This is a genomic window from Flavobacterium ginsengisoli, from assembly GCF_029625315.1.
GTDB classification, from domain to species: Bacteria; Bacteroidota; Bacteroidia; order Flavobacteriales; family Flavobacteriaceae; genus Flavobacterium; species Flavobacterium ginsengisoli.
In genome coordinates this window covers 3763206-3782835 of sequence record NZ_CP121110.1, presented here as the reverse complement: position 1 = coordinate 3782835, position 19630 = coordinate 3763206, and the positions used below count along the sequence as shown (strand labels likewise).

General features: G+C 33.8%; 15 protein-coding genes and 5 pseudogenes. 7 read left to right on the top strand and 13 right to left on the bottom strand.

The genetic code is table 11. The features are described from left to right. Positions 1–55: 55 nt before the first annotated feature. Positions 56–307: pseudogene (locus P5P87_RS26185) on the top strand (c-type cytochrome); the annotation flags it as partial. Between the two features lie 75 nt (positions 308–382). Here P5P87_RS26185 and proC read toward each other — a convergent pair. The 9 genes and pseudogenes from proC to P5P87_RS17610 all read right to left on the bottom strand — a co-directional run bounded on the left by proC (position 383) and on the right by P5P87_RS17610 (position 9891). Further along, positions 383–1160, bottom strand: a pseudogene (gene proC, locus P5P87_RS17650) (pyrroline-5-carboxylate reductase). A 163-nt stretch (positions 1161–1323) separates the two neighbouring features. Further along, entirely contained in the window at positions 1324–2730 is a 1407-nt protein-coding gene (mgtE, locus tag P5P87_RS17645) for a magnesium transporter (protein ID WP_278020112.1), read from the bottom strand. Next, positions 2711–3500: pseudogene (gene rsmA, locus P5P87_RS17640) on the bottom strand (16S rRNA (adenine(1518)-N(6)/adenine(1519)-N(6))-dimethyltransferase RsmA). Before rsmA ends, mgtE begins: the two are co-directional and overlap by 20 nt. 173 nt (positions 3501–3673) lie before the next feature. Then, positions 3674–3985 (bottom strand): DUF4286 family protein, encoded by a 312-nt coding sequence (locus P5P87_RS17635; RefSeq protein WP_198855208.1) that lies wholly within the window; start codon positions 3983–3985, stop codon positions 3674–3676. A 156-nt stretch (positions 3986–4141) separates the two neighbouring features. Further along, a pseudogene (locus tag P5P87_RS17630) lies at positions 4142–5925 on the bottom strand (tetratricopeptide repeat protein). A gap of 76 nt (positions 5926–6001) precedes the next feature. Next, complete coding sequence (gene lgt / locus P5P87_RS17625; protein ID WP_278020111.1) at positions 6002–6844, bottom strand: prolipoprotein diacylglyceryl transferase; 843 nt, start codon at positions 6842–6844, stop codon at positions 6002–6004. A gap of 79 nt (positions 6845–6923) precedes the next feature. After that, on the bottom strand, positions 6924–8195 hold the full coding sequence (gene serS / locus P5P87_RS17620) for a serine--tRNA ligase (protein WP_278020110.1): 1272 nt from the start codon (positions 8193–8195) through the stop codon (positions 6924–6926). 158 nt (positions 8196–8353) lie between these two features. Next, positions 8354–9274: a hypothetical protein gene (locus P5P87_RS17615; protein ID WP_198855204.1), complete on the bottom strand. Its 921-nt coding sequence runs from the start codon at positions 9272–9274 to the stop codon at positions 8354–8356. 77 nt (positions 9275–9351) lie between these two features. Next, entirely contained in the window at positions 9352–9891 is a 540-nt protein-coding gene (locus P5P87_RS17610; RefSeq protein ID WP_198855203.1) for a DMP19 family protein, read from the bottom strand. Between the two features lie 298 nt (positions 9892–10189). Between P5P87_RS17610 and P5P87_RS17605 the strand changes: the two genes are divergently transcribed. The 3 genes from P5P87_RS17605 (at position 10190) to P5P87_RS17595 (ending at position 11757) form a co-directional block, all read left to right on the top strand. After that, positions 10190–10693, top strand: a complete 504-nt coding sequence (locus P5P87_RS17605; protein ID WP_233074028.1) for a hypothetical protein — start codon at positions 10190–10192, stop codon at positions 10691–10693. A gap of 5 nt (positions 10694–10698) precedes the next feature. Then, positions 10699–11121, top strand: coding sequence for an SMI1/KNR4 family protein (locus P5P87_RS17600; protein ID WP_198855202.1), 423 nt, complete (start codon positions 10699–10701; stop codon positions 11119–11121). Between the two features lie 186 nt (positions 11122–11307). Continuing rightward, on the top strand, positions 11308–11757 hold the full coding sequence (locus tag P5P87_RS17595; protein ID WP_198855201.1) for a protease complex subunit PrcB family protein: 450 nt from the start codon (positions 11308–11310) through the stop codon (positions 11755–11757). On the opposite strand, the gene P5P87_RS17590 is transcribed toward P5P87_RS17595, so the two are convergent. Both P5P87_RS17590 and P5P87_RS17585 read right to left on the bottom strand, forming a co-directional pair. Beyond that, positions 11758–12066, bottom strand: coding sequence for a hypothetical protein (locus tag P5P87_RS17590; protein ID WP_278020109.1), 309 nt, complete (start codon positions 12064–12066; stop codon positions 11758–11760). Further along, positions 12029–13315, bottom strand: coding sequence for a patatin-like phospholipase family protein (locus P5P87_RS17585; RefSeq protein WP_278020108.1), 1287 nt, complete (start codon positions 13313–13315; stop codon positions 12029–12031). Before P5P87_RS17585 ends, P5P87_RS17590 begins: the two co-directional genes overlap by 38 nt. A gap of 232 nt (positions 13316–13547) precedes the next feature. Here P5P87_RS17585 and P5P87_RS17580 point away from each other — a divergent pair, with 232 nt between their 5' ends. Together P5P87_RS17580 and P5P87_RS17575 are read left to right on the top strand one after the other, a co-directional pair. Beyond that, entirely contained in the window at positions 13548–14450 is a 903-nt protein-coding gene (locus P5P87_RS17580; protein ID WP_278020107.1) for a PhzF family phenazine biosynthesis protein, read from the top strand. A 13-nt stretch (positions 14451–14463) separates the two neighbouring features. Beyond that, positions 14464–15054, top strand: coding sequence for a hypothetical protein (locus tag P5P87_RS17575; RefSeq protein WP_198855198.1), 591 nt, complete (start codon positions 14464–14466; stop codon positions 15052–15054). Between the two features lie 62 nt (positions 15055–15116). Here the strand turns inward: P5P87_RS17575 and P5P87_RS17570 are convergent, their stop codons facing one another. Then, complete coding sequence (locus P5P87_RS17570) at positions 15117–15344, bottom strand: CDGSH iron-sulfur domain-containing protein (protein WP_198855197.1); 228 nt, start codon at positions 15342–15344, stop codon at positions 15117–15119. Positions 15345–15597: 253 nt separating this feature from the next. After that, positions 15598–17097 (bottom strand): family 43 glycosylhydrolase, encoded by a 1500-nt coding sequence (locus P5P87_RS17565; protein WP_278020106.1) that lies wholly within the window; start codon positions 17095–17097, stop codon positions 15598–15600. A 383-nt stretch (positions 17098–17480) separates the two neighbouring features. Here P5P87_RS17565 and metG point away from each other — a divergent pair. After that, positions 17481–19617 (top strand): annotated as a pseudogene (gene metG / locus P5P87_RS17560) (methionine--tRNA ligase). Positions 19618–19630: the final 13 nt, after the last annotated feature.

Here is a 19630-nt window from a genome sequence, read left to right as displayed (position 1 = left end):
TGCGACACCTGTTCCTGTCTTTTGTGGAATACCAAAGCTATCCAAAAATCAAGAAAAAGGAAGAGAGATATTCAATTCAAACTGCGCTGCTTGTCATAAATTAGATTTCAAAAATACAGGGCCACCGCTTCGTGGAGTAGATTCATTAGTTTTTGTAAAATGGGTTATTGGTAAAAATCATAAAATCGATACTACAAAAATTCAACAATTAGGAATAGATTATCATCGAACGATGTTTTCAGAACGCGTAAAAGAAAAAGACTTGAATTTAATAATAGATTACTGTTCAATAAAACGAAATCATTAATTTCTGAAACAAAAAAATCCAAATTCGAGTTTAAACTGGAATTTGGATTTTTTAAATATTGGAATTTCTTTAAAACTAACCTTTGATCTGTTTTAAAGAAGTTTTAATTCCTTTAATTAATGATGAGCTGAAACCATTATGTTCCATTTCATTTAAACCGACAATCGTACAGCCTTGAGGCGTCGTTACACGATCGATCAATTGTTCTGGATGCACTCGTTCTTCTAAAAGCATTTTTGCGGCTCCTTTTACTGTTTGTGCTTGCAATTGCTAAAGCAGTGTTAGAATCAAAACCGATTTCGATTCCCGCTTGCATAGAGGCACGAATATAACGCAATGCATAAGCTGTTCCGCAAGCACCTAAAACTGTTGCCGCGTCCATCAATTTTTCGTCGATCACAGGAGCTGTTCCTAAATCTTGGAATAAATCTACAATTGGAGTAGCATTTTCTTTATATTTTTCTGGAAAAGAAATACAAGTTGCCGATTCTCCAAATTGCGCCGCTATATTTGGCATAATGCGCACTACAGGATATTCGTAGTTTGTTTTGGTTTGAAAAACATCCAAAGACAATCCGCTTACTGCAGAAGCAATTGTTTTGTTTTTAATAACTGGCAAAATCTCAGCCAAAACAATATCTACCTGATACGGTTTTATGGTTAAAATTATAACATCAGCTTCCTGAATGTTGTGTTTATTATCGTTTGAAACCGTAATGCCATATTCTGATAAATATTGAATACTTGCAGTGTTTCTTCTAGTGACAGTAACTTGGTTGTTTTTCGAGAATTTAGCAATCCCTAAGGCAATAGAAACCCCAAGGTTTCCTCCTCCAATAATGTGTACTTTCATTTTGGTTTGGCTTTAATTTATTTCTGGTTGGTAAACAGCATTTTCCGCTTGCAAATTACGCAGATTTTAGAGATTTTAAATCACTGCAAACTGCTAATTTGTGGCAAAAATCTAGAATTCAAGAATCAGATCTAGCTATTTTTTTAGAAACAAATAGATTATTTTAAAGCAACTTTCCTTTTAAAAGCAAAGAAGCAATTGTAAAATAGATTACTAATCCAGTTACATCTACTAAAGTAGCTACAAAAGGTGCCGATGAAGTTGCGGGGTCTAGCCTAAGTTTCTTTAATAAAAACGGAATCATCGAGCCAGACAAAGTTCCCCATAAAACGATAAACACCAATGAAAGCGATACGGCAAGACCAATTGTAAGCCAATGTTCTCCATATTCATAAAGCCCAGTTTGTCGCCAAATAAATATCCTGATAAAACCGACAATCCCTAAAATGGCACCCAATAAGAAACCCGAAGCGATTTCTTTTTTCATTACATACCACCAATCTTTTAGCGTTAACTCTTTTAGAGCCATTGCACGAATAATAAGAGTTGCAGCTTGTGATCCTGAATTTCCTCCACTCGATATAATAAGCGGAACAAATAATGCCAAAACAACAGCTTTTTCGATTTCTCCTTCAAAAAATCCCATTGCCGAAGCAGTGAACATTTCTCCAATAAAAAGAACAACAAGCCATGTCGCTCTTTTCTTAACCATCTCTACAAGTCGTGTTTGCACATATGGCAATTCTAAGGCTTCTAATCCCCCGAATTTCTGAATATCTTCGGTATCTCTTTTCTCGATGTCTTCCTTAATGACATCGATAATATCATCAATTGTAATGCGACCAACCAAGCGTCCTAATTCGTCAACAACTGGAATTGCCTCTAAATCATATTTCTCCATTAAACGCGCAACATCAACATCTGGCGTTTCAACATTTACATAATTTAATTTTCTAATGTAAATATCCGAGATTTGTGTTTTGGTCGAAGTAGTCAATAAATCTTTAAGTGATAATCTTCCTTTTAAACGATTTTCATCATCAACTACATATATAGAATGAACTCTGGAAACATTTTCTGCCTGAATTCGCATTTCTTTGACACAGGTTAAAACATTCCAGTTTTCATTTACCTTCACTAATTCTTTATGCATTATACCTCCAGCGGTATCTTCATCGTATCGAAGTAAATCTACGATGCTTTTTGCGTGCTCAACATCCTGAAGTTCTGAGATAACTTCAGCTTTACGATCTTTTGAAAGTTCACCAATAATATCTGCCGCATCATTGGTTTCAAGCTCATCAAGTTCTTCCGCAATTTCTTTTGGAGAAAGTCGGCTTAAGATTTTTTCACGTAAATCATCGTCTAATTCAAGTAGAATTTCGGCGGTTTTTTCACTGTCTAAAACTTTGAAAATATAAGTTGCATCATCAATTTCTACTTCATCAAGAATTTCGGCGAAATCTGCATGGTGAATATCATTTAGCAAGATTTCAAGCTCCTTATTATTTTTTGCCTGAATAAGTTGAGCAATCTGTTTGATTAATTCTTTACTGATTTTGAACTCCATTGGCTTCTATTTTTTGAGTTAGTTCAATAAATTCATCTACGCTAAGTCTGCTCCGGACGTTTATCAAAGATAGTGTCTTCTCGCAAATTGTCTGATAAATTTAATGTTTTCAAACTGTTACGTAATGTTTTTCGTCTCTGCTGAAAAGCCGTTTTTACAACTGTAAAAAATAACTTTTCGCTACAAGGAAGGTTATAATCTTCCTTTCGGGTCATTCTCATCACACCCGATTTCACCTTGGGCGGAGGAATAAAAACGTTTTCATCAACCGTAAACAGATACTCTGTATTATAGAAAGCCTGAGCTAAAACTGATAATATTCCGTAGGTTTTTGAGCCTTTCTTTTCGCAGATGCGCTCAGCTACTTCTTTCTGAAACATTCCAGAAAACTCTGGAATCTGATGTTTAAGATCTAAAGTTCTAAAAACAATCTGAGAAGAAATATTATAAGGAAAGTTACCTATTATGGCAAACTGTTTATTTTCGTAAACTTCATTTATGTTATACTTCAGGAAATCCTGAGAGATAATCTTATTCTTTAATTTCGGATAATTGGCATCCAAATACGCTACAGATTCGGTATCGATTTCAATAACGTGTGTATTAATTGGTTTTTCGAGCAAATACTTAGTAAGCACACCCATTCCTGGTCCTATTTCTAAAACCTCCTCATATCCTTTAAAAGTCAAAGTATCTGCAATAGCTTTTGCAATACTTTCGTCTTTAAGAAAGTGCTGTCCTAAATGTTTTTTGGCTTTTACTTTTTCCATTTCATTTCTTGTTTGCCACGAGGTCTGCAAAAGTATTCTTTTTGTTGTAAAGGCACTAAGAAGCAAAGCTTTATTTTTGTTTTTTTGCAATAAAGTCTCAAAGACGGCAAGTTTTTATGCTTTTTTCTCAATTATAAACCAAAAACTGAGAGCCAAGACCGAGAATTAAAAATTTAATGCTCCGAAATAACCTCTAATTCTGTTCTGAAAGAAAGCATTTTGTCTGCAAATAGACTTAAAGCTTCTCTATGAAATTCTGGTTCATCTTCAATATAAAATTTCTCCAAAGTTTCCTTACTGTCTGTTATATACTGTACAGAATATGTAATTCCGCCCATTTCTTCTTCAACCAAAACTTTTACAATTCGTGCAGAAGAAAATTTTTCAGTTGCGAGAATTTCGGGTATGTGTTTTTCCTGCATCCATTTTAACCATTGGTCATGAACGCTTTCGTGTATGTTTGTGGTAACGTTATAAATAATCATTTCTTTTCTAATCTAAGGTTCTGAGATGTTAAGATTCTAAGGTTCTGAGTTTTTTTCTCTTGATTCTTAAATCTTTTCAAATCATCATTTTACTAATTTTTCTTGTTTAATCGTTTATTCGGTTAATCGATTAACCGAATAAACGATTAAACCGAACTATAAATTCTTATCTCCTCTTAACTCGCGGTATTTTTTTCTGGCATCGACAAAATAAATACTGTCTTGATGGTTAAAAATTACCTTTTCATATAAAGGTTTTGCCTTTTCTGGATCTTTTAATTCATCGTTATAAATTTCAGCCGAGAAAAACAGCGCTTCGTCTACATAAATTCCGTCGCTGTGATTGTCAATAATTTGCTGATATTGGCTTAAAGCCGAAGCAAAATCTTTCTGACTTTCATAAACTTTGCCTAAACGCAATAAAGTTACCGCTTCAATTTCTTGCCCTTTATACGTTTTTAGAATATTTTGAAATTGCGCTATCGCTTCTTGCTTTTTATTCTGATAAATTAAAAAATCTCCTTTTGCAAACTGTTTCAGCGCCACTTGAGTCGAATCTGCTGCGGTATTATCATTAATTAACAGAAAATATTCTAAAGCATCATTGGCGATCAATTGTGTGTTTGCGGCTTTTAATTCTTTAAACTGTTTATTTGCCCATTCAAAATCACCTTTGTAATAACTTGTTTTTGCCGCTTTCAAACTGGCTTCATGCGCCATTACATCATTCTTTAAATCCAATTGAATCTGCGAATAATAAATAAGCGCCTGATTGTATTTTTTCTTCCAAAAGCAAAATATCCGCCAACTCCATTTTTGCATCGGCTTTTTGATATTCGTTTAAATTCAATTCCAAAGCCTTTTTCATTACAGCTTTCCCCTCTTCTGTTTTTTTCAAATTAAAAGCCAGAAAATGAGCTTGAATGATTTGCAAAGATAAGGTAAAAGGATTTATTTCGTAAGTTGCCAACAATTGCTTGCAGTTCTTGACTGATTGCTGGATAATCTTTTTCCTGCGCTTTATCGATCTTTATTTGCATTAAACTCGCATTGCTTTGAATCAGCAAATCACGGTCTTTAGTATTTTGAAGAATGAAATTTAGAATTTCTTCTGCCGTATCATTGTCTCCTTCATTCAATGCAAACTGACTTAAATTGACAATGCTCATCAACGATTCTGGTTCGCGTTTGTAAATGGCTTTTTCTTGAATGAATGCTTTTCCGAATTCTTTTTCTTGCACATAAAACCAGCTTAAGTAATGATTCCAGAAAACATCTTGATCTTTCTGAGTTTTTAAGATTAATGCTTTTCGCATGGCATCTTTAAAAGCGGTATTATCGGTTTCTCCATTCATGAATCGAGAAAGTTGCGTCTGAATCAGATTAGTATTCTGCGGATTTGTGAAAGATTCTGTCAATAACAAATCAATCATTAAATCGGTTTTTCCTAACTGACCGTACAGCATTCCGATTTGGAAATTGAAATTAAAGTTGGGCTGAACTTGCATTGCAGTCTGATAAGCTTTTAAAGCATATTCTAGCAATACTTTTTTCTCAAATGAACTTGCAATTCCGTAAACATCATTCGGACTTGTTTTTATTTTCTCGATTGCCTGTTCGTAGTAATTTTTGGCTTTCGAATCGTTTTTCTGCAATTGAAAGTTGTATCCCATTTCAACTAAAAAAACACCTTGCTTATAGCGATTAAAACGATCTTGAATTGCTTTTTCGGCGTTTGCAAATTGCCGCAATTGCTGATAACAATCGATCGTTCTTAAAAAGTACTGAGTATTAGATGGCGCAGCTCGCAAAAGCTCTTCATAACTAATTTTCGCTTTATCAAAATCTCCTTTGTCGTAATAGTATTGAGCCAACTGCTCGTTTTGTCCAAACGCAAAACCAGAACATAATAAAACGATACCCATCAATATGTTTTTCATACTGCTTTTTATTTAGTTTTCAGTCGCAGTTCTCAGCCAGTACTAGGACTATAAATTCTGACTTTTTAGTTTTTAGCTACTGTAAACTGTTACCGTAAACTGAGACTTTTTTACTTTTCCAAAAAATCAAGCCCAAACCAATTAAAATAAATGGAATACTTAAAATTTGTCCCATATTAATCAGCATATTATTCTCGAAAGCTTCTTGATTTTCTTTGAAAAATTCAATTATAAAACGAGCTGTAAATAATAAAGTTAAGAAAGTTCCGAAGATTAATCCTTGCGCATTTCTGATTTTTTCTGATTTGTACATATAAAACAGAATTCCAAAAATCAATATATAAGCAAAAGCTTCATACAATTGCGTTGGATGTCTAGGAATTAAATCATCTCTCTGAAAAATCACTCCCCAACTTCCGTCAGTAGGTTTTCCATAAATTTCAGAGTTCATAAAATTTCCCATTCTGATAAAAGCACCCGTTACAGGAACCGCAACAGACATTTTATCTAAAAGCCCTAAAAATTGAACTTTAAATTTTCGACAATATAAAATCATTGCCGTAATAACTCCGATCGAACCTCCATGACTTGCCAAACCTTGATAACCAACAAACTGATAAGCTCCTTTTATCTTTTGTATTGGTAAAAGAATTTCTATAGGATGTTTGAAGAAATAGTCTGGTTCGTAAAAGAAACAATGTCCAAGTCTTGCCCCTAAAACGGTTCCGACAATGACATAAATAAGTAAAGAATCGAGATTGTCTAAGGAAAGATTTTCTTTTTTATATATGTTTCTGACGATATAAAACCCGAGAAGAAGTCCGCAGGCAAAAAGAGCTCCGTAATATTTTAACGGAAAACTATCCGTAATCCAGAAAATGACAGGATCTACGTTCCAATTTAATATTCCGTTTTTCATAAGTTGTAATTTTTAGTCACAGTTTTCAGTCACAGTCCACAGCCGAAACTGTAAACTGAGACTGAGACTGTAAACTAAATTAATTTATAATATAAAATCCGCAGTAAGGACGTAAAACCTCTGGAATTACGATTCCTTCTGGAGTTTGGTAATTTTCAATAATTCCAGCTAAAACACGCGGAAGCGCCAATGAACTTCCGTTAAGCGTATGAGCCAATTGGTTTTTTCCGTCTTTGTCTTTGAAACGTAATTTCAAGCGATTTGCCTGGAAAGTTTCAAAGTTAGAAACAGAACTGATCTCTAACCAACGATCTTGTGCTGTAGAAAACACTTCAAAATCATACGTCAACGCAGATGTGAATCCCATATCACCTCCGCAAAGGCGTAAAATTCTATAAGGTAATTTCAATTCTTGAAGAATCTCTTTTACGTGTTCAACCATTCCATCAAGCGCAGCATAAGAATTATCTGGATGCTCTACACGAACAATTTCTACTTTATCAAATTGGTGCAAACGGTTTAACCCGCGAACGTGAGCTCCGTAAGAACCTGCTTCACGACGAAAACATGGTGTATATGCTGTATGTAAAACAGGAAGATCACTTTCGTTTAAAATAACATCGCGGAATAAGTTGGTAACTGGAACCTCAGCTGTTGGAATCAAATATAGATCATCAATTGTAGAATGATACATTTGTCCTTCTTTGTCTGGCAATTGTCCCGTTCCAAATCCTGAAGCTTCGTTTACTAAATGAGGAACCTGAACTTCATTATATCCTGCAGCGGTATTTTTGTCTAAAAAGTAATTGATTAAAGCACGTTGTAAACGAGCTCCTTTTCCTTTATAAACAGGAAATCCTGCACCAGTGATTTTTACACCCAATTCAAAATCGATAATATCATATTTCTTCACCAATTCCCAGTGTGGTTGTGCTCCTTCGTGCAAAACGGGAATATCTCCTTCTTGAAAAACATTTAAGTTATCGTCTGGAGTTTTTCCTTCAGGAACAATATCAGCCGGTAGATTTGGTAAAGTGTATAATTTATTCGTTAACTCAACGGCCAAAGCTTCTGCTTTTTCGCTCAGTTCTTTGCTTTTTTCTTTTAGCGAAACTGTTTTTTCTTTTAAGATTGTCGCTTTAGCTTTCTCTCCAGCTTTCATCAATTCACCAATATCTTTGGACAATTTATTAGATTCTGATAAAGTATTGTCTAATTCCACTTGTGCAACACGACGATTTTCGTCTAATTGAACCACTTCTTCAACAACGCTTTTAGCATCGATATTTCGTTTTGCTAAAGCCTTGATTACTTTCTCTTGATTTTCTCTAATAAATGCAATTTGTAACATAGCTTGATTTTTATAACTATTGTATTTTTATAACGGAAGCAAATTTAAGGAAATGTTTGTTAACAAAAGGACAAACTTTCTCAGGAAAACCTAAATCTCCTATAAATAGCAAAAGCACTCTAAAAGTGCTCTTGCTATTATTTGAATTTTATAAAGTTTTACTCCAAAAAACGATGTCTATCGTCTCTATGAAAAGCATAATCTCTGCCATTAAACTTAATTTTTTCAAGTTCTTTTTTGGTTTTCAGATCGCTTTTTTCTTCAATTCCGTTTTCTAAATCACTTTCGACAGCTTCTTCATAAGAAAAGTTTTTGGTGATTATCAAATCAAAATAACCGTTTGTTTTCTGATCAGAAAAACTCATTCCCGTTTCTAAAGTTTCTACCTGAAAGGTTCCGCCTCCGTTAGAATCACCGTTGGTCAATCGAATAGGATATTCGTATAAAACCTTTTTAATTTCATTGTCAGCCAAAGTAATCAACGTAAATTTTTGTTCAGAATACAGTACGATTCGGCTGCTTGCACTGGCTTCTGTATAAAAAGCAATAGCAGGAGTTTTTTCATTTAGAAAAACCAAATCTCTTAAAATGTGCGATTTAGAAAACTGAATGGCTTCATTATCATAATAACCTAAGTTCTCATCAAATTCTTCAGCAATTACACTTCCGTCTTCTCTATTTACAAATAAATATTTACGCTGAAAAAAATCTCCTAATTCTTCTTCATCCTCCGATCGAAGTGCTTTCTTCCTATGTTCAACTGTAGTCAAAACAAAAAATGTCGTTTTATCATCGTAGTTGATAGAACTTGTTTCCTTAATTCTAATGCTAGAATATTTGATTTGCAGATTGGAAGCGACTTTAGAAAGTAATTCCAGATTTAATTCTTCTGAATCTTCAATTTCATCAGGATTTTTAAAAATGAGTTTTTTTATCGGCTTCTTACCAAGACCAAGATGTGCTTGTGTTTCTGAAAGCAATTCCTGATACTGAACTTCGGCATCGTTTTTAACATTTTCCTTTTTCCCACAGGAAAACAGAAACATCAAAACGGCACTTAAAAGAATCGTTTTTTTCATAGGCTTTGGTTTGTTAGAAAATTTAGGGCATTCCAAATATATAATTTTCTTACAAACCACAGCAAAAAAATAAAAACTTAATCTCTCTTAATTTCGTGTCCTACAAATTCTTCCAGTGTTTTAAACATTTCTTCTACCGAAAGTACTTCTGTATCAGGATGCGATTTTAAGAAAGCGGCATTCAACTCTGCCAAGTTTTCATCCAATTCAAAATAAGCATTATTGTTTAGCAAATCCTTGAAAGCATTTGGTGTGTCGTATTTTTCTTTTAGAAATTTTCCTAATTTAATGTTGCTTTGCAAACGCAGTTTACGGCATTGCTCTTTAAACAATTCCAAATGTTTTTCTGCGCCTATTAAAGCTAAGCCTTCTTCAATTAACTCGTTCAATTCTTTATTCCATCCTGAATCATAAACGAATTTCGAAAAATTACCTTCCGCATATTTTGAGGCGTAAAAATCCAGATAGTAACTCATTAAAGCATCTTCGTGAATCAAGTCGTCGTCTATTTTTTCTTCTCTCATTAAATTGATTACCGAAATATTCGAATTAACAACATCTTGCGGGTTTTCGCTTTTTGAAGCAGTTTCTGAAATTATGATTTTACCGAATTCCATTTGAGTTTTTATTTAAAAGATTGTTTTGCAAAGTTGCGGCAAATAATCGAGATGACTGTAAAACTAATTGAAAATTGAAAAAACAAAAAGAGAGAAAAATTAGTTATTTCAAGCATTAACAAAACTGAAGACAATAGTTATCTTGCTATTTTTTACTCAATGATAACAGAAAATGTATTAATTCTTTTAAATAGAAAAACTGTATTTTAGCACTATCTGAAACCCTTCCCATCAATTAAAAACTTCCAAATAAATAGACCTCAAAAATGTATCATTTAGACTACTGTATAGATTTAAAATGAAAAATAAAATTCGCTCTCTTATGAATTCTTTTGGAAATAACGACTGTAATAATTTTGAAAAGACATTTACTTATCTGGAAGAAGTTGGAAAAATACTGCCTTACTCCAAAATTTGTTTTGATCTTTTAAAAAAGTTGAATTTTCAAACTACAAATTCAGAATTAGACTCTTTGATATTAGCCTTACACAAAATACGATTTGCTTCTAACACCAATAATTACTTTTACTTTTATTTTCCTTTAGTCAGTCATATTTTGTATTACAAACCTATGTCCGAAAAAGAAATTTTAAAATATTTAATAGATCCAAACTTTGCAAACGGCACATGTAAAGTCGAAGAAATGATAACGGTGATTAATGGCGCTATGAAGTACAAGCTAGACGAGAATAAAAACTACCTCAGCAAAGAAAGCCAAGATTGGATTACCAACGAATTACCAAAATTGGAAAAAGAAGTACAACGCGAAATAGATATTTGCAAGAAAGAACTTGAAGACTAAAATTTATGGCAATAAACTACAATTTAGAAATAGAATTCCTCAAAAAGGTAGAAGACAACAATAACAGAACAGCCTTAACCGTAAATCAAATTGAAGATCTTCTTTCAGAATTTCCAAAACTACCCGAAGATTATATTACTTATTTACAAGAAGTTGGTTCGGGAAGTTTTAGAAACTGTCAATTTAATATTGCCTCTTCATTATTTAATTTAGAAGACTTAGGCTTGGAGAATCACTACGAATTGAAATCAAACATTTGGTTTTTTGGAGATAATTTTTCTGGCGATTTTTCTGGTTTTGACTTTGATCGGAATGATGGTAAAATCGTTGAATTTTGGCACGAAAGCGGAGAACTTTATTACACTAATAAGTCGTTTCAAACTTATATAAGAGAACAAATGTTAATGGATGAGAATGATATTAAATAAAATTATACCATTTGCATTATTTTTATTTGTTATTGAGCACAATCTTTAATCAAAATTAGCGTTATCTTTATCTAATATAAAGATGCTAATAAATTAAACACCTTTAACGCAACTATTTGGAGACAAATGCATCTGATTATATAGATAAAACTTTATATAAAAGTTTTTGCAACCAAAACCAAAATCATGAAACAGATCATCTTAATTCTTAGCATTCTGCTTGTTTTGACAAGTTGTGAAAATGATGATTTACCAAACTCTGATGTACAATATTCGTTAGTTGCCAAAGGAGATTCTTTTCCTAATGATAAAAGTCTTGCTCCGCGACATTTAATAATTAAAGATCAAAAAAGTTGGGATAAATTAATTACAGAAATGAATGTTTCTAGTGATTTATCAAAAGATTTTAAAGAAATAAACATCGATTTCAGTAAATATCAAGTCATTGCTGTTATAGACAAAACCCAAAACAGTGGCGGACATTCTATAGATATTGTCGAAATTACCGAAAACCGAAATACCATTATCGTCAAAGTAGAAAAACTAAAAAATGGCAATAGCACTTTAAAGCTATCAAGACCTTACGATATCATTAAAACAGACAAAACAGACAAAAAGGTTATTTTTGAGCAATAGCTAAATTCCTTTATTTTCTACTAACAAGTTTTTCAGTTCATTGGTTTTCAAAAAAACCGCAAAACGCCCAGACAGTAATAGCATTTCTTTTTCTTCTGGGGTTATTTTTAATTTGGTTTCAACATGCGAAGCATACTCATAAAGCATTAAAAGTTCGCTTGCATCAAAATCTTTAAACTTTTCTCTATCCAAACTAGACAATTGGGGTTCACCAAATTTATCTTTTTTAAAACTGTCCATACCAAACTTTGCAATCAATTTGGCTCGAAAATCATCGTGAAGTTTCAGCCAACTTGCAGCCTTCATCATCAGTATCTTTTAATTGTTTTACTAACTCTTCGTAAGCCTTATCTTTTTTCAAGGTTATTAAATAATCACGCAAAGTTGTAAAACCAATTACTTGATAATTTGAAGTCGGGATTTTGTATTTATCCAGCACATTTTCGACATCTTTTTCAAAAGTCATATATCTAGTTTGAACCGTATACAAAGAAGCAGTCTCTAACAAAGAAAGCAACCTAATCTTTTCATCATTTATAAAAGGTGCTTTTTTTCCTTGCCCTAAACAATCAATAAAAAGCGCTTTTTTATTCTTATCTTTCACTTTAGAATCGTTGTGAAGCAGTTCTATTAAGGTTTCATATCCCATATTATCAGACGCACCACCATCAATAACGCATAAAATTTTATCTTGATTTTTGATTCCGAATTTGGTCTTAGGAAGAATACCAGGAAAAGCAGAACTTGCCGTAATTGCATAAGTCAGCGGAAAGTCGTAACCGTTATTGATATGGTTTTCGTCAAGCGAAAGTGAAGCTTTATTAGGAGCCAAAGACGCATCAATTTTTAAAGCACGAATAATGTGTGGCATGAATGGAAATCGTTCTCCATTATTATAAGCCGTTCCATTTGCTACCATAATTGGCAATTGCGGATTAAGTTTGCTGTCTTTTGGAATAAAGAAATCAGACAATAACATTTGAGTCTTAAACTTATTCTGATTTTCTGGGTTAGCGCTATCATATTGCAAAACTTCCAGATCAAGCCGTTGTGCCATCGAAATTTTTTCTCCTTTTTCGTTTCTGCTGTTATTTAAAAGAGAAAAAATAGTAGCCGATTTATTGACATCTGATTTGAAAGCATCGGCTTTAGAAAAATAAAATTCGTTAAAACTGCAATTATCATATTGCAATTTGTTTTTCAGAATGGTCAAATAATAACCTGCCGAGTAACAGCCTCCAGAAACAGTCGAAAAATAATCTATTTCATTAAGAAAATTACGGCTCGAGTTATCTTCTTGAATTTCTTCCAAACCTAAAAGAACGCCCATACTAAAAAACTGCGCTCTAGATCCTCCGCCAGAAATAGCAACTCCCAAAGCAATATTAGGGTTTTGGAGTCGGCTGTCTCGATCCTGAACCGATTTGTATTCACTCAAATTGACCGCAGGAATTGAGTTATAGTTAATCTCAGAAAATAGATTAATCTTATTTTGAGCAACTCCCTCATTGACTAGAAAAAGAAAAAAGAATCCTATCGAAAGTCTCTTAACCATCATAAAAATAACAACATTATTTTTTAAAGTTTAAAATTACTTGAATTAATTCAAACTAAAATGCTTGTTCATTGATTTTTAACTTTTTCTGATTTTATTTTCTGAATTAGAAACAAATTTTTAATTAAACAGTAATCTTAAAATAACCTTGAAAAATAAAACGTGTTTATGAAATACAAGAATAAAGCGTAATTTTATTCCTTTAAGAGAGGGTTAAGCTTAAAAACAAGAAAATATGGGGGGAAGAAAAGCATTAGAATATTACGTATTAGACGTATTCTCAAACGAAAGTTACAAAGGAAATCCGCTTTCGGTTGTTTTTACAGATGGAAATTTAAAATTAGAAACCTATCAGGATATTTCTAAAGAATTTGGCTATTCTGAAACTTCTTTTGTTTATTATTCTACAAGAGAAAAAGCACTTGTTGTTCGCTCATTTACCCCAACCGGAATCGAAATCGACGGTGCAGGCCATAATTTATTGGGTGCAGTTTGTGGCGCTCTTTTAAAAGGAATGCCAATTTTTGATGAACAAAACGAAAGTGAACCTTTTGTAATTATGAATCATTCGGCAATTCCGGTAACGGTAAGTTTTGATTTGGATACTTTTTTTCCGGTTGTTAAAATGCACCAGAAATCGGCTGTGATCAAACAGGAAATCCCAACATATAGAATTGCGGTGGCGCTAGGTTTAAAAATTGAGGACTTGGATGTAAATTCTTTTGTCCCGACAATAGTTAAAACAGAAGTTGCCCATACAATGGTTCCGATAAAGAATAGCCAAATATTAAACAGCTTTGTTCCAGACAATCAGCTCTTAATTCAGATCTCTAAAGAATATAATTTTGAAGGTTTTTATTGTTTCGCTCCAGCAGATGAAGGCCTAGATCATATCGTTGAAACAAGATTCTTTAATCCGATAATCGGAATTAATGAAGATCCTGCAACAGGAACGGCCGCGGGACCTTTAATTGGATTTTTAACAGAAAAGAAATTCACTAAATCTGATAAAGAATATAAAATTCTTCAAGGTGTCAAACTAAAACAGGCCTCTTTGATTGAAGTTATGAATCGTCAGGAAGATATTTTGGTTGGAGGTTCTTCGATTATAACCATGAAAGGAGAACTTTATATTTAATGCCGAAATATTCATGAAAAAAATTATTCTATTGATCTTTCTGGTTCTGATATCTTGCAAGGACACAAAATACCAACCTCTAACTTCGAAAGAAGCAGATGTTGAAAGTTTGCTAAAAAAGATCAATCCTAATAAAGAATATGCTTATTGGGAAATTAACTTTTCTCTGCCACTTACTCCTAAAGTGATATTTTACAAGGGAGATAAAAAGCTAAAACAAAAAAACAATTACCAACCCATCCAAAGTGGTTTTTTCACGGGTTGTCAACCTATGAGTTGTAGTTACACTATAATTTATTTCGATAATAATAAATGGAACTATGTTTTAAAAAAAGAAGAATTAATCACTTATATAAATAAAATTGATAACCCAGAAGAAGCTTTTCTAATTGCTAAAATTCAAGATTTTGATATTGACCCATATAATCCAAAAGGAAATGGTTATCTCAAAACAAAAAATGGTTATGATTTAAAAGTCATGAAATATATTAGCTGTCCTGAATCTAAAGAATCATTTCTGGTTTCTATTGATTCTTTGGGGCAACTGAAAAGCATAAAAAGTCAAGGTTTTTATTTAAAAACCAAAAACTGCATCGTTTATTAAATCAAACAAAAAAACCGCATCTGGCAGAATGCGGTTTCAAATATTTAAAACTATAGAACTTCTTAGTTCGTTTTCATTGGCGGTAAATCGAAAGCCTTTGAATCGTGTTCGAAGTTGTTTCTGTGTGCCCCATCGCAAAATGGCTTGTTTGAAGAATGTCCGCAACGACAAAGTCCAAGCGCTTGTCTTCCTTGTAAACCGTAAAGTGCTCCTTCTGGATCCATGATTTCAAAATCTCCTTCAATTTTGATAGAACCATTTTTATTGATGATTAATTTAGTCTTGCTCATAAATTTGTTTTTTTCCGCTGCAAAGATTACGAAATATATTCTCATTTATAAGCTCGAAACGTAGTTTAAACTGGTTCTATTTTATGTGGGTTTTGCCACGAAGACGCGAAGGCACAAAGTTTTATTGTTTCACGCTCCCGATAGCTATCGGGATTAAAAGATTTAAGCACATTAGCACAGATGACTAACTTAAAAAACTTAGATTCTTAATAAAAAATCTTTGCACCTTAGCGCCTTTGTGGCAGAAAAAAAACTAAAGCGCCTTGTAAACAAAATTCTTAAACTTCACACTTCCTTTTCCAATAGAGCAAAGACCAATCCTTAATCCCAAAAATCCACTCAAAACATTATGATTGTATCCTGAAACTTCTACAGAGTTTTCGATTTTTTTCCAGTCTTTTCCATCAATACTGTAAAACATATCTACAGTGTTTTTAATGTTTTTCAGTTTAAGAAAGACTTTTCGCGCATGCGTATTTTTCTCCGTTGGAAACTGCCATCCTCTCAAATTGGCCAAAATGTTATTTTGATCGGCTAAAATCCCTGAGTAATATTTATTATCGTAAAAAAGCACCAATCCGCCAGTTGCTTCACCTTCAATTTCCATTTCAACTTCTGCAGAATAAGAATGTCCACCCGGTACAACTACTAGCGGAGAACTGTTTCCTACTCCATCGCCTTTTCCTTCAATTGTCAAAGTATTGTTAGCCACTTTAAATCTTGAATTTTCCACTTCATTATAAAACTTCCATTGTGGCTTTAAGGCCGAACCTCCAAAATTATCGCTCAAAGAAAACTCAGGAAGCGTCTTTCCCTCAGGTTTTGCAATCGGTTTATCAGTTTGAATGTTATCAGAAATTTTATACCAACCGTCTTTTGTCCATTCCACAGGTTGTAACAAAGTTTGACGGCCTAAGTTATAATAGTCTTTTTCATAACCATGAAAAATCATCCACCATTTTCCGTTTGCATCTTCAAAAACAGTGCTGTGTCCTTTTGACCACCAAGTTTCAGAACTGTTGTTCGTGCGAACAATCGGGTTATGTGGTGAGTTTTCCCAAGGTCCCAAAGGCGATTTTGATCTTGCCGAAATCACCATATGGCTTGTCGCTGGCCCAGCGGTTCCACCTTCGGCAACGGTCAAATAATAGTATTCTCCGCGCTTGAATAATTTTGGTCCTTCCATACAAAAACATTCAATACTCCATTCGCGCGGAATTTTCCAACCGTCATAAACATGTTTTAATTCGCTGGTTACCGAAAGTCCGTCTTTTGATAAAGCCACATAACCGCCGTTACTGAAATATAAAAAGCGGTTTCCTTTATCATCTGTTACGTGTCCAGGATCTATGTTGCCAATTTTCAAATCTACTGGTTCGCTCCAAGGTCCGTTAATAGAATCTGCAGTAACTACAAAATTGGTATTATTCGCAGGAAAATAGATGTAATATTTATTGTTGTATTTGATTAAATCTGGCGCCCAAACGGCTCCAACATATTTATGAAGTGCATTGGTTACAGGTTCCCAATTCATTAAATCGGTTGAGTGCCAAATTAAAAGCCCGGGATAATAATCAAAAGAAGAATGAACGACATAATAATCTTTTCCGTCGCGCAACAAACTAGGATCTGGATAGTCACCCGCAAAAATCGGGTTTGAATATTGTCCTTGCTTTAAACTTTTTTCTGATTGTGATTGAGAATAACCGCAATACACAAACAATATTAAAATGGTTAGATATATTTTCTTCATGTTTTTGATATTTTTTTCAAATATAGTCAAAAAGACCATAAGTAAAATATGCCACAGATTAAAAGGATTAAAAATGATTTTTTGAATTGCGTCCAGCTTTAGCTGGATGTCATAATAGTGATTCAATAAAATGGCTTTAGCCAAAAAATGAGCGTTTGGCTAAAGCCTCACAACTTTACATTATTAACCTCCAGCTAAAGCTGGAGGCAATTCATATTTAAAAATCTTTTAATCCTTTTAATCTATGGCAATAAAAAAACTTCGTGTCTTAGTGCCTTCGTGGCAAAAATCTTAACGAATCTCTAGGAAAAACTCTGCGAATCTCCGTGTAATATTAAAATCTCAATTCTATTGCTTATTTTTGCACTCAATAAAATTGAATTATGATACAAGATCCAAAGAGATATACGATCACGGCGGCATTGCCTTACACCAACGGGCCTATTCATATTGGGCATTTGGCTGGGGTTTACGTGCCTGCAGATATATATTCCAGATATTTAAGATTGCAAGGAAAAGATGTAGCATTTATTTGCGGAAGCGATGAACACGGGGTTGCAATCTCTATGAAAGCTAAAAAAGAAGGAGTTACACCACAGCAAGTTATTGATAAATATGATGGAATTATCCGCAAATCTTTTGAAGATTTCGGAATTTCATTCAATAATTACTCAAGAACTTCGGCGAAAATTCACCATGATACGGCTTCGGAATTCTTTAGAACATTGTATGATAAAGGAGATTTTATCGAAGAAGTGACAGAACAATTGTACGATGCAAAAGCAAATCAGTTTTTAGCAGATCGTTTTGTTGTCGGTACTTGTCCGAAATGTGATAATCCAGAAGCTTACGGAGATCAGTGCGAAAAATGCGGATCGACTTTGAACGCGACTGATTTGATCAATCCAAAATCGACTATTACTGGAGAAACTCCAATTCTTAAAGAAACAAAACACTGGTTTTTACCTTTAGACAGATATACTGATTTTTTAACTGAGTGGATTTTAGTTGGGCATAAAAGCGACTGGAAAACCAACGTTTATGGACAAGTAAAATCTTGGATCGACGCAGGTTTAGAACCTCGTGCCGTAACACGTGACTTAGATTGGGGAATTGATGTTCCTGTTGAAGGTGCCGAAGGCAAAAAACTTTATGTTTGGTTTGATGCACCTATCGGTTACATTTCTTCTACAAAAGAATGGGCAGCGCGCGAAGGAAAAGATTGGGAACCGTATTGGAAAGACCAAGACACTAAATTAGTTCACTTTATCGGAAAAGACAATATTGTTTTCCACTGTATCATTTTCCCAGCGATGTTAAAAGCTGAAGGAAGCTATATTTTACCAGACAACGTTCCAGCAAATGAGTTCTTGAATTTGGAAGGAAACAAGCTTTCGACTTCTAAAAACTGGGCGGTTTGGTTGCACGAGTATTTAGAAGAGTTCCCAGATAAGCAAGATGTTTTGCGTTATGCTTTAACATCTAACGCTCCTGAAACAAAAGATAACGACTTTACTTGGAAAGATTTCCAAGCTAGAAATAACAACGAATTGGTTGCTGTTTTCGGAAACTTCGTAAATCGTGTTGTGGTTTTAACCAACAAATATTACGAAGGAGTTATCCCGACGCCAAACGAATTTACAGAAGTTGACGAACAAACTTTGGCAGAATTAAAAGCGTATCCGGCTGTGATTTCAAGCTCGGTTGAGCGTTACAGATTCCGTGAAGCTTTGGGCGAATTGATGAATGTGGCTCGTTTAGGAAATAAATATCTTGCAGACGAAGAGCCTTGGAAAGTTATGAAAGACAATCCAGAGCGTGTAAAAACTCAAATGTATGTGGCCTTGCAAATTGCCAGCTGCTTTAAGCGTTTTAGCTGAGCCGTTTTTACCATTCACAGCGGCTAAATTGTCAAGAATCTTAAATTTAGGTGATTTGAAAGAACACTTTAAAGGATTCAGCAAATTCTTAAAAGAAAACCATCCTGGAGCTACAGATGTTATTTTGGATAAAACATTAGGTTGGAATGATATTTCTGAGCATTCAGATTTATTGCCAGCAGGACATAAAATTGGTGAAGCAGAATTACTTTTTGCTAAAATCGAAGACGAAGAAATACAAAAACAAATAGATAAATTGGAAGCAACAAAAACAGCTAATTTGGCTGAGAGCAAACAACCAGATCCGCAAAAAGATTTAATTCAGTTTGAGGATTTTGCGAAAATGGATATTCGTATCGGAACTATTCTTGAGGCTGAAAAAATGCCAAAAGCAAACAAACTTTTGGTTCTTAAAGTAGATACAGGAATTGATGTTCGTACGATTGTTTCAGGAATTGCTGAGAGTTTTTCGCCAGAAGAAATCATCGGAAAACGTGTTTCTGTATTAGCAAACCTTGCTCCAAGAGCTTTACGTGGTGTTGAAAGTCAGGGAATGATTTTAATGACAACAAACGCTGAAGGAAAATTGGTTTTTGTAAATCCAGATGCTGATGCACCGAATGGAGCGACAGTAAACTAAACTGATTTTACAT

What these genes read in the sequence shown, in the direction of transcription:
- serS (WP_278020110.1), bottom strand. Translation starts at nt 8,195, where the DNA reads ATGTTACAAATTGCATTTATTAGAGAAAATCAAGAGAAAGTAATCAAG.
- P5P87_RS17590 (WP_278020109.1), bottom strand. Translation starts at nt 12,066, where the DNA reads ATGATGAAGGCTGCAAGTTGGCTGAAACTTCACGATGATTTTCGAGCC.
- P5P87_RS17565 (WP_278020106.1), bottom strand. Translation starts at nt 17,097, where the DNA reads ATGAAGAAAATATATCTAACCATTTTAATATTGTTTGTGTATTGCGGT.
- P5P87_RS17605 (WP_233074028.1), top strand. Translation starts at nt 10,190, where the DNA reads ATGAAAAATAAAATTCGCTCTCTTATGAATTCTTTTGGAAATAACGAC.
- P5P87_RS17585 (WP_278020108.1), bottom strand. Translation starts at nt 13,315, where the DNA reads ATGATGGTTAAGAGACTTTCGATAGGATTCTTTTTTCTTTTTCTAGTC.
- P5P87_RS17580 (WP_278020107.1), top strand. Translation starts at nt 13,548, where the DNA reads ATGGGGGGAAGAAAAGCATTAGAATATTACGTATTAGACGTATTCTCA.
- P5P87_RS17570 (WP_198855197.1), bottom strand. Translation starts at nt 15,344, where the DNA reads ATGAGCAAGACTAAATTAATCATCAATAAAAATGGTTCTATCAAAATT.
- P5P87_RS17595 (WP_198855201.1), top strand. Translation starts at nt 11,308, where the DNA reads ATGAAACAGATCATCTTAATTCTTAGCATTCTGCTTGTTTTGACAAGT.
- P5P87_RS17600 (WP_198855202.1), top strand. Translation starts at nt 10,699, where the DNA reads ATGGCAATAAACTACAATTTAGAAATAGAATTCCTCAAAAAGGTAGAA.
- lgt (WP_278020111.1), bottom strand. Translation starts at nt 6,844, where the DNA reads ATGAAAAACGGAATATTAAATTGGAACGTAGATCCTGTCATTTTCTGG.
- P5P87_RS17610 (WP_198855203.1), bottom strand. Translation starts at nt 9,891, where the DNA reads ATGGAATTCGGTAAAATCATAATTTCAGAAACTGCTTCAAAAAGCGAA.
- P5P87_RS17635 (WP_198855208.1), bottom strand. Translation starts at nt 3,985, where the DNA reads ATGATTATTTATAACGTTACCACAAACATACACGAAAGCGTTCATGAC.
- mgtE (WP_278020112.1), bottom strand. Translation starts at nt 2,730, where the DNA reads ATGGAGTTCAAAATCAGTAAAGAATTAATCAAACAGATTGCTCAACTT.
- P5P87_RS17615 (WP_198855204.1), bottom strand. Translation starts at nt 9,274, where the DNA reads ATGAAAAAAACGATTCTTTTAAGTGCCGTTTTGATGTTTCTGTTTTCC.
- P5P87_RS17575 (WP_198855198.1), top strand. Translation starts at nt 14,464, where the DNA reads ATGAAAAAAATTATTCTATTGATCTTTCTGGTTCTGATATCTTGCAAG.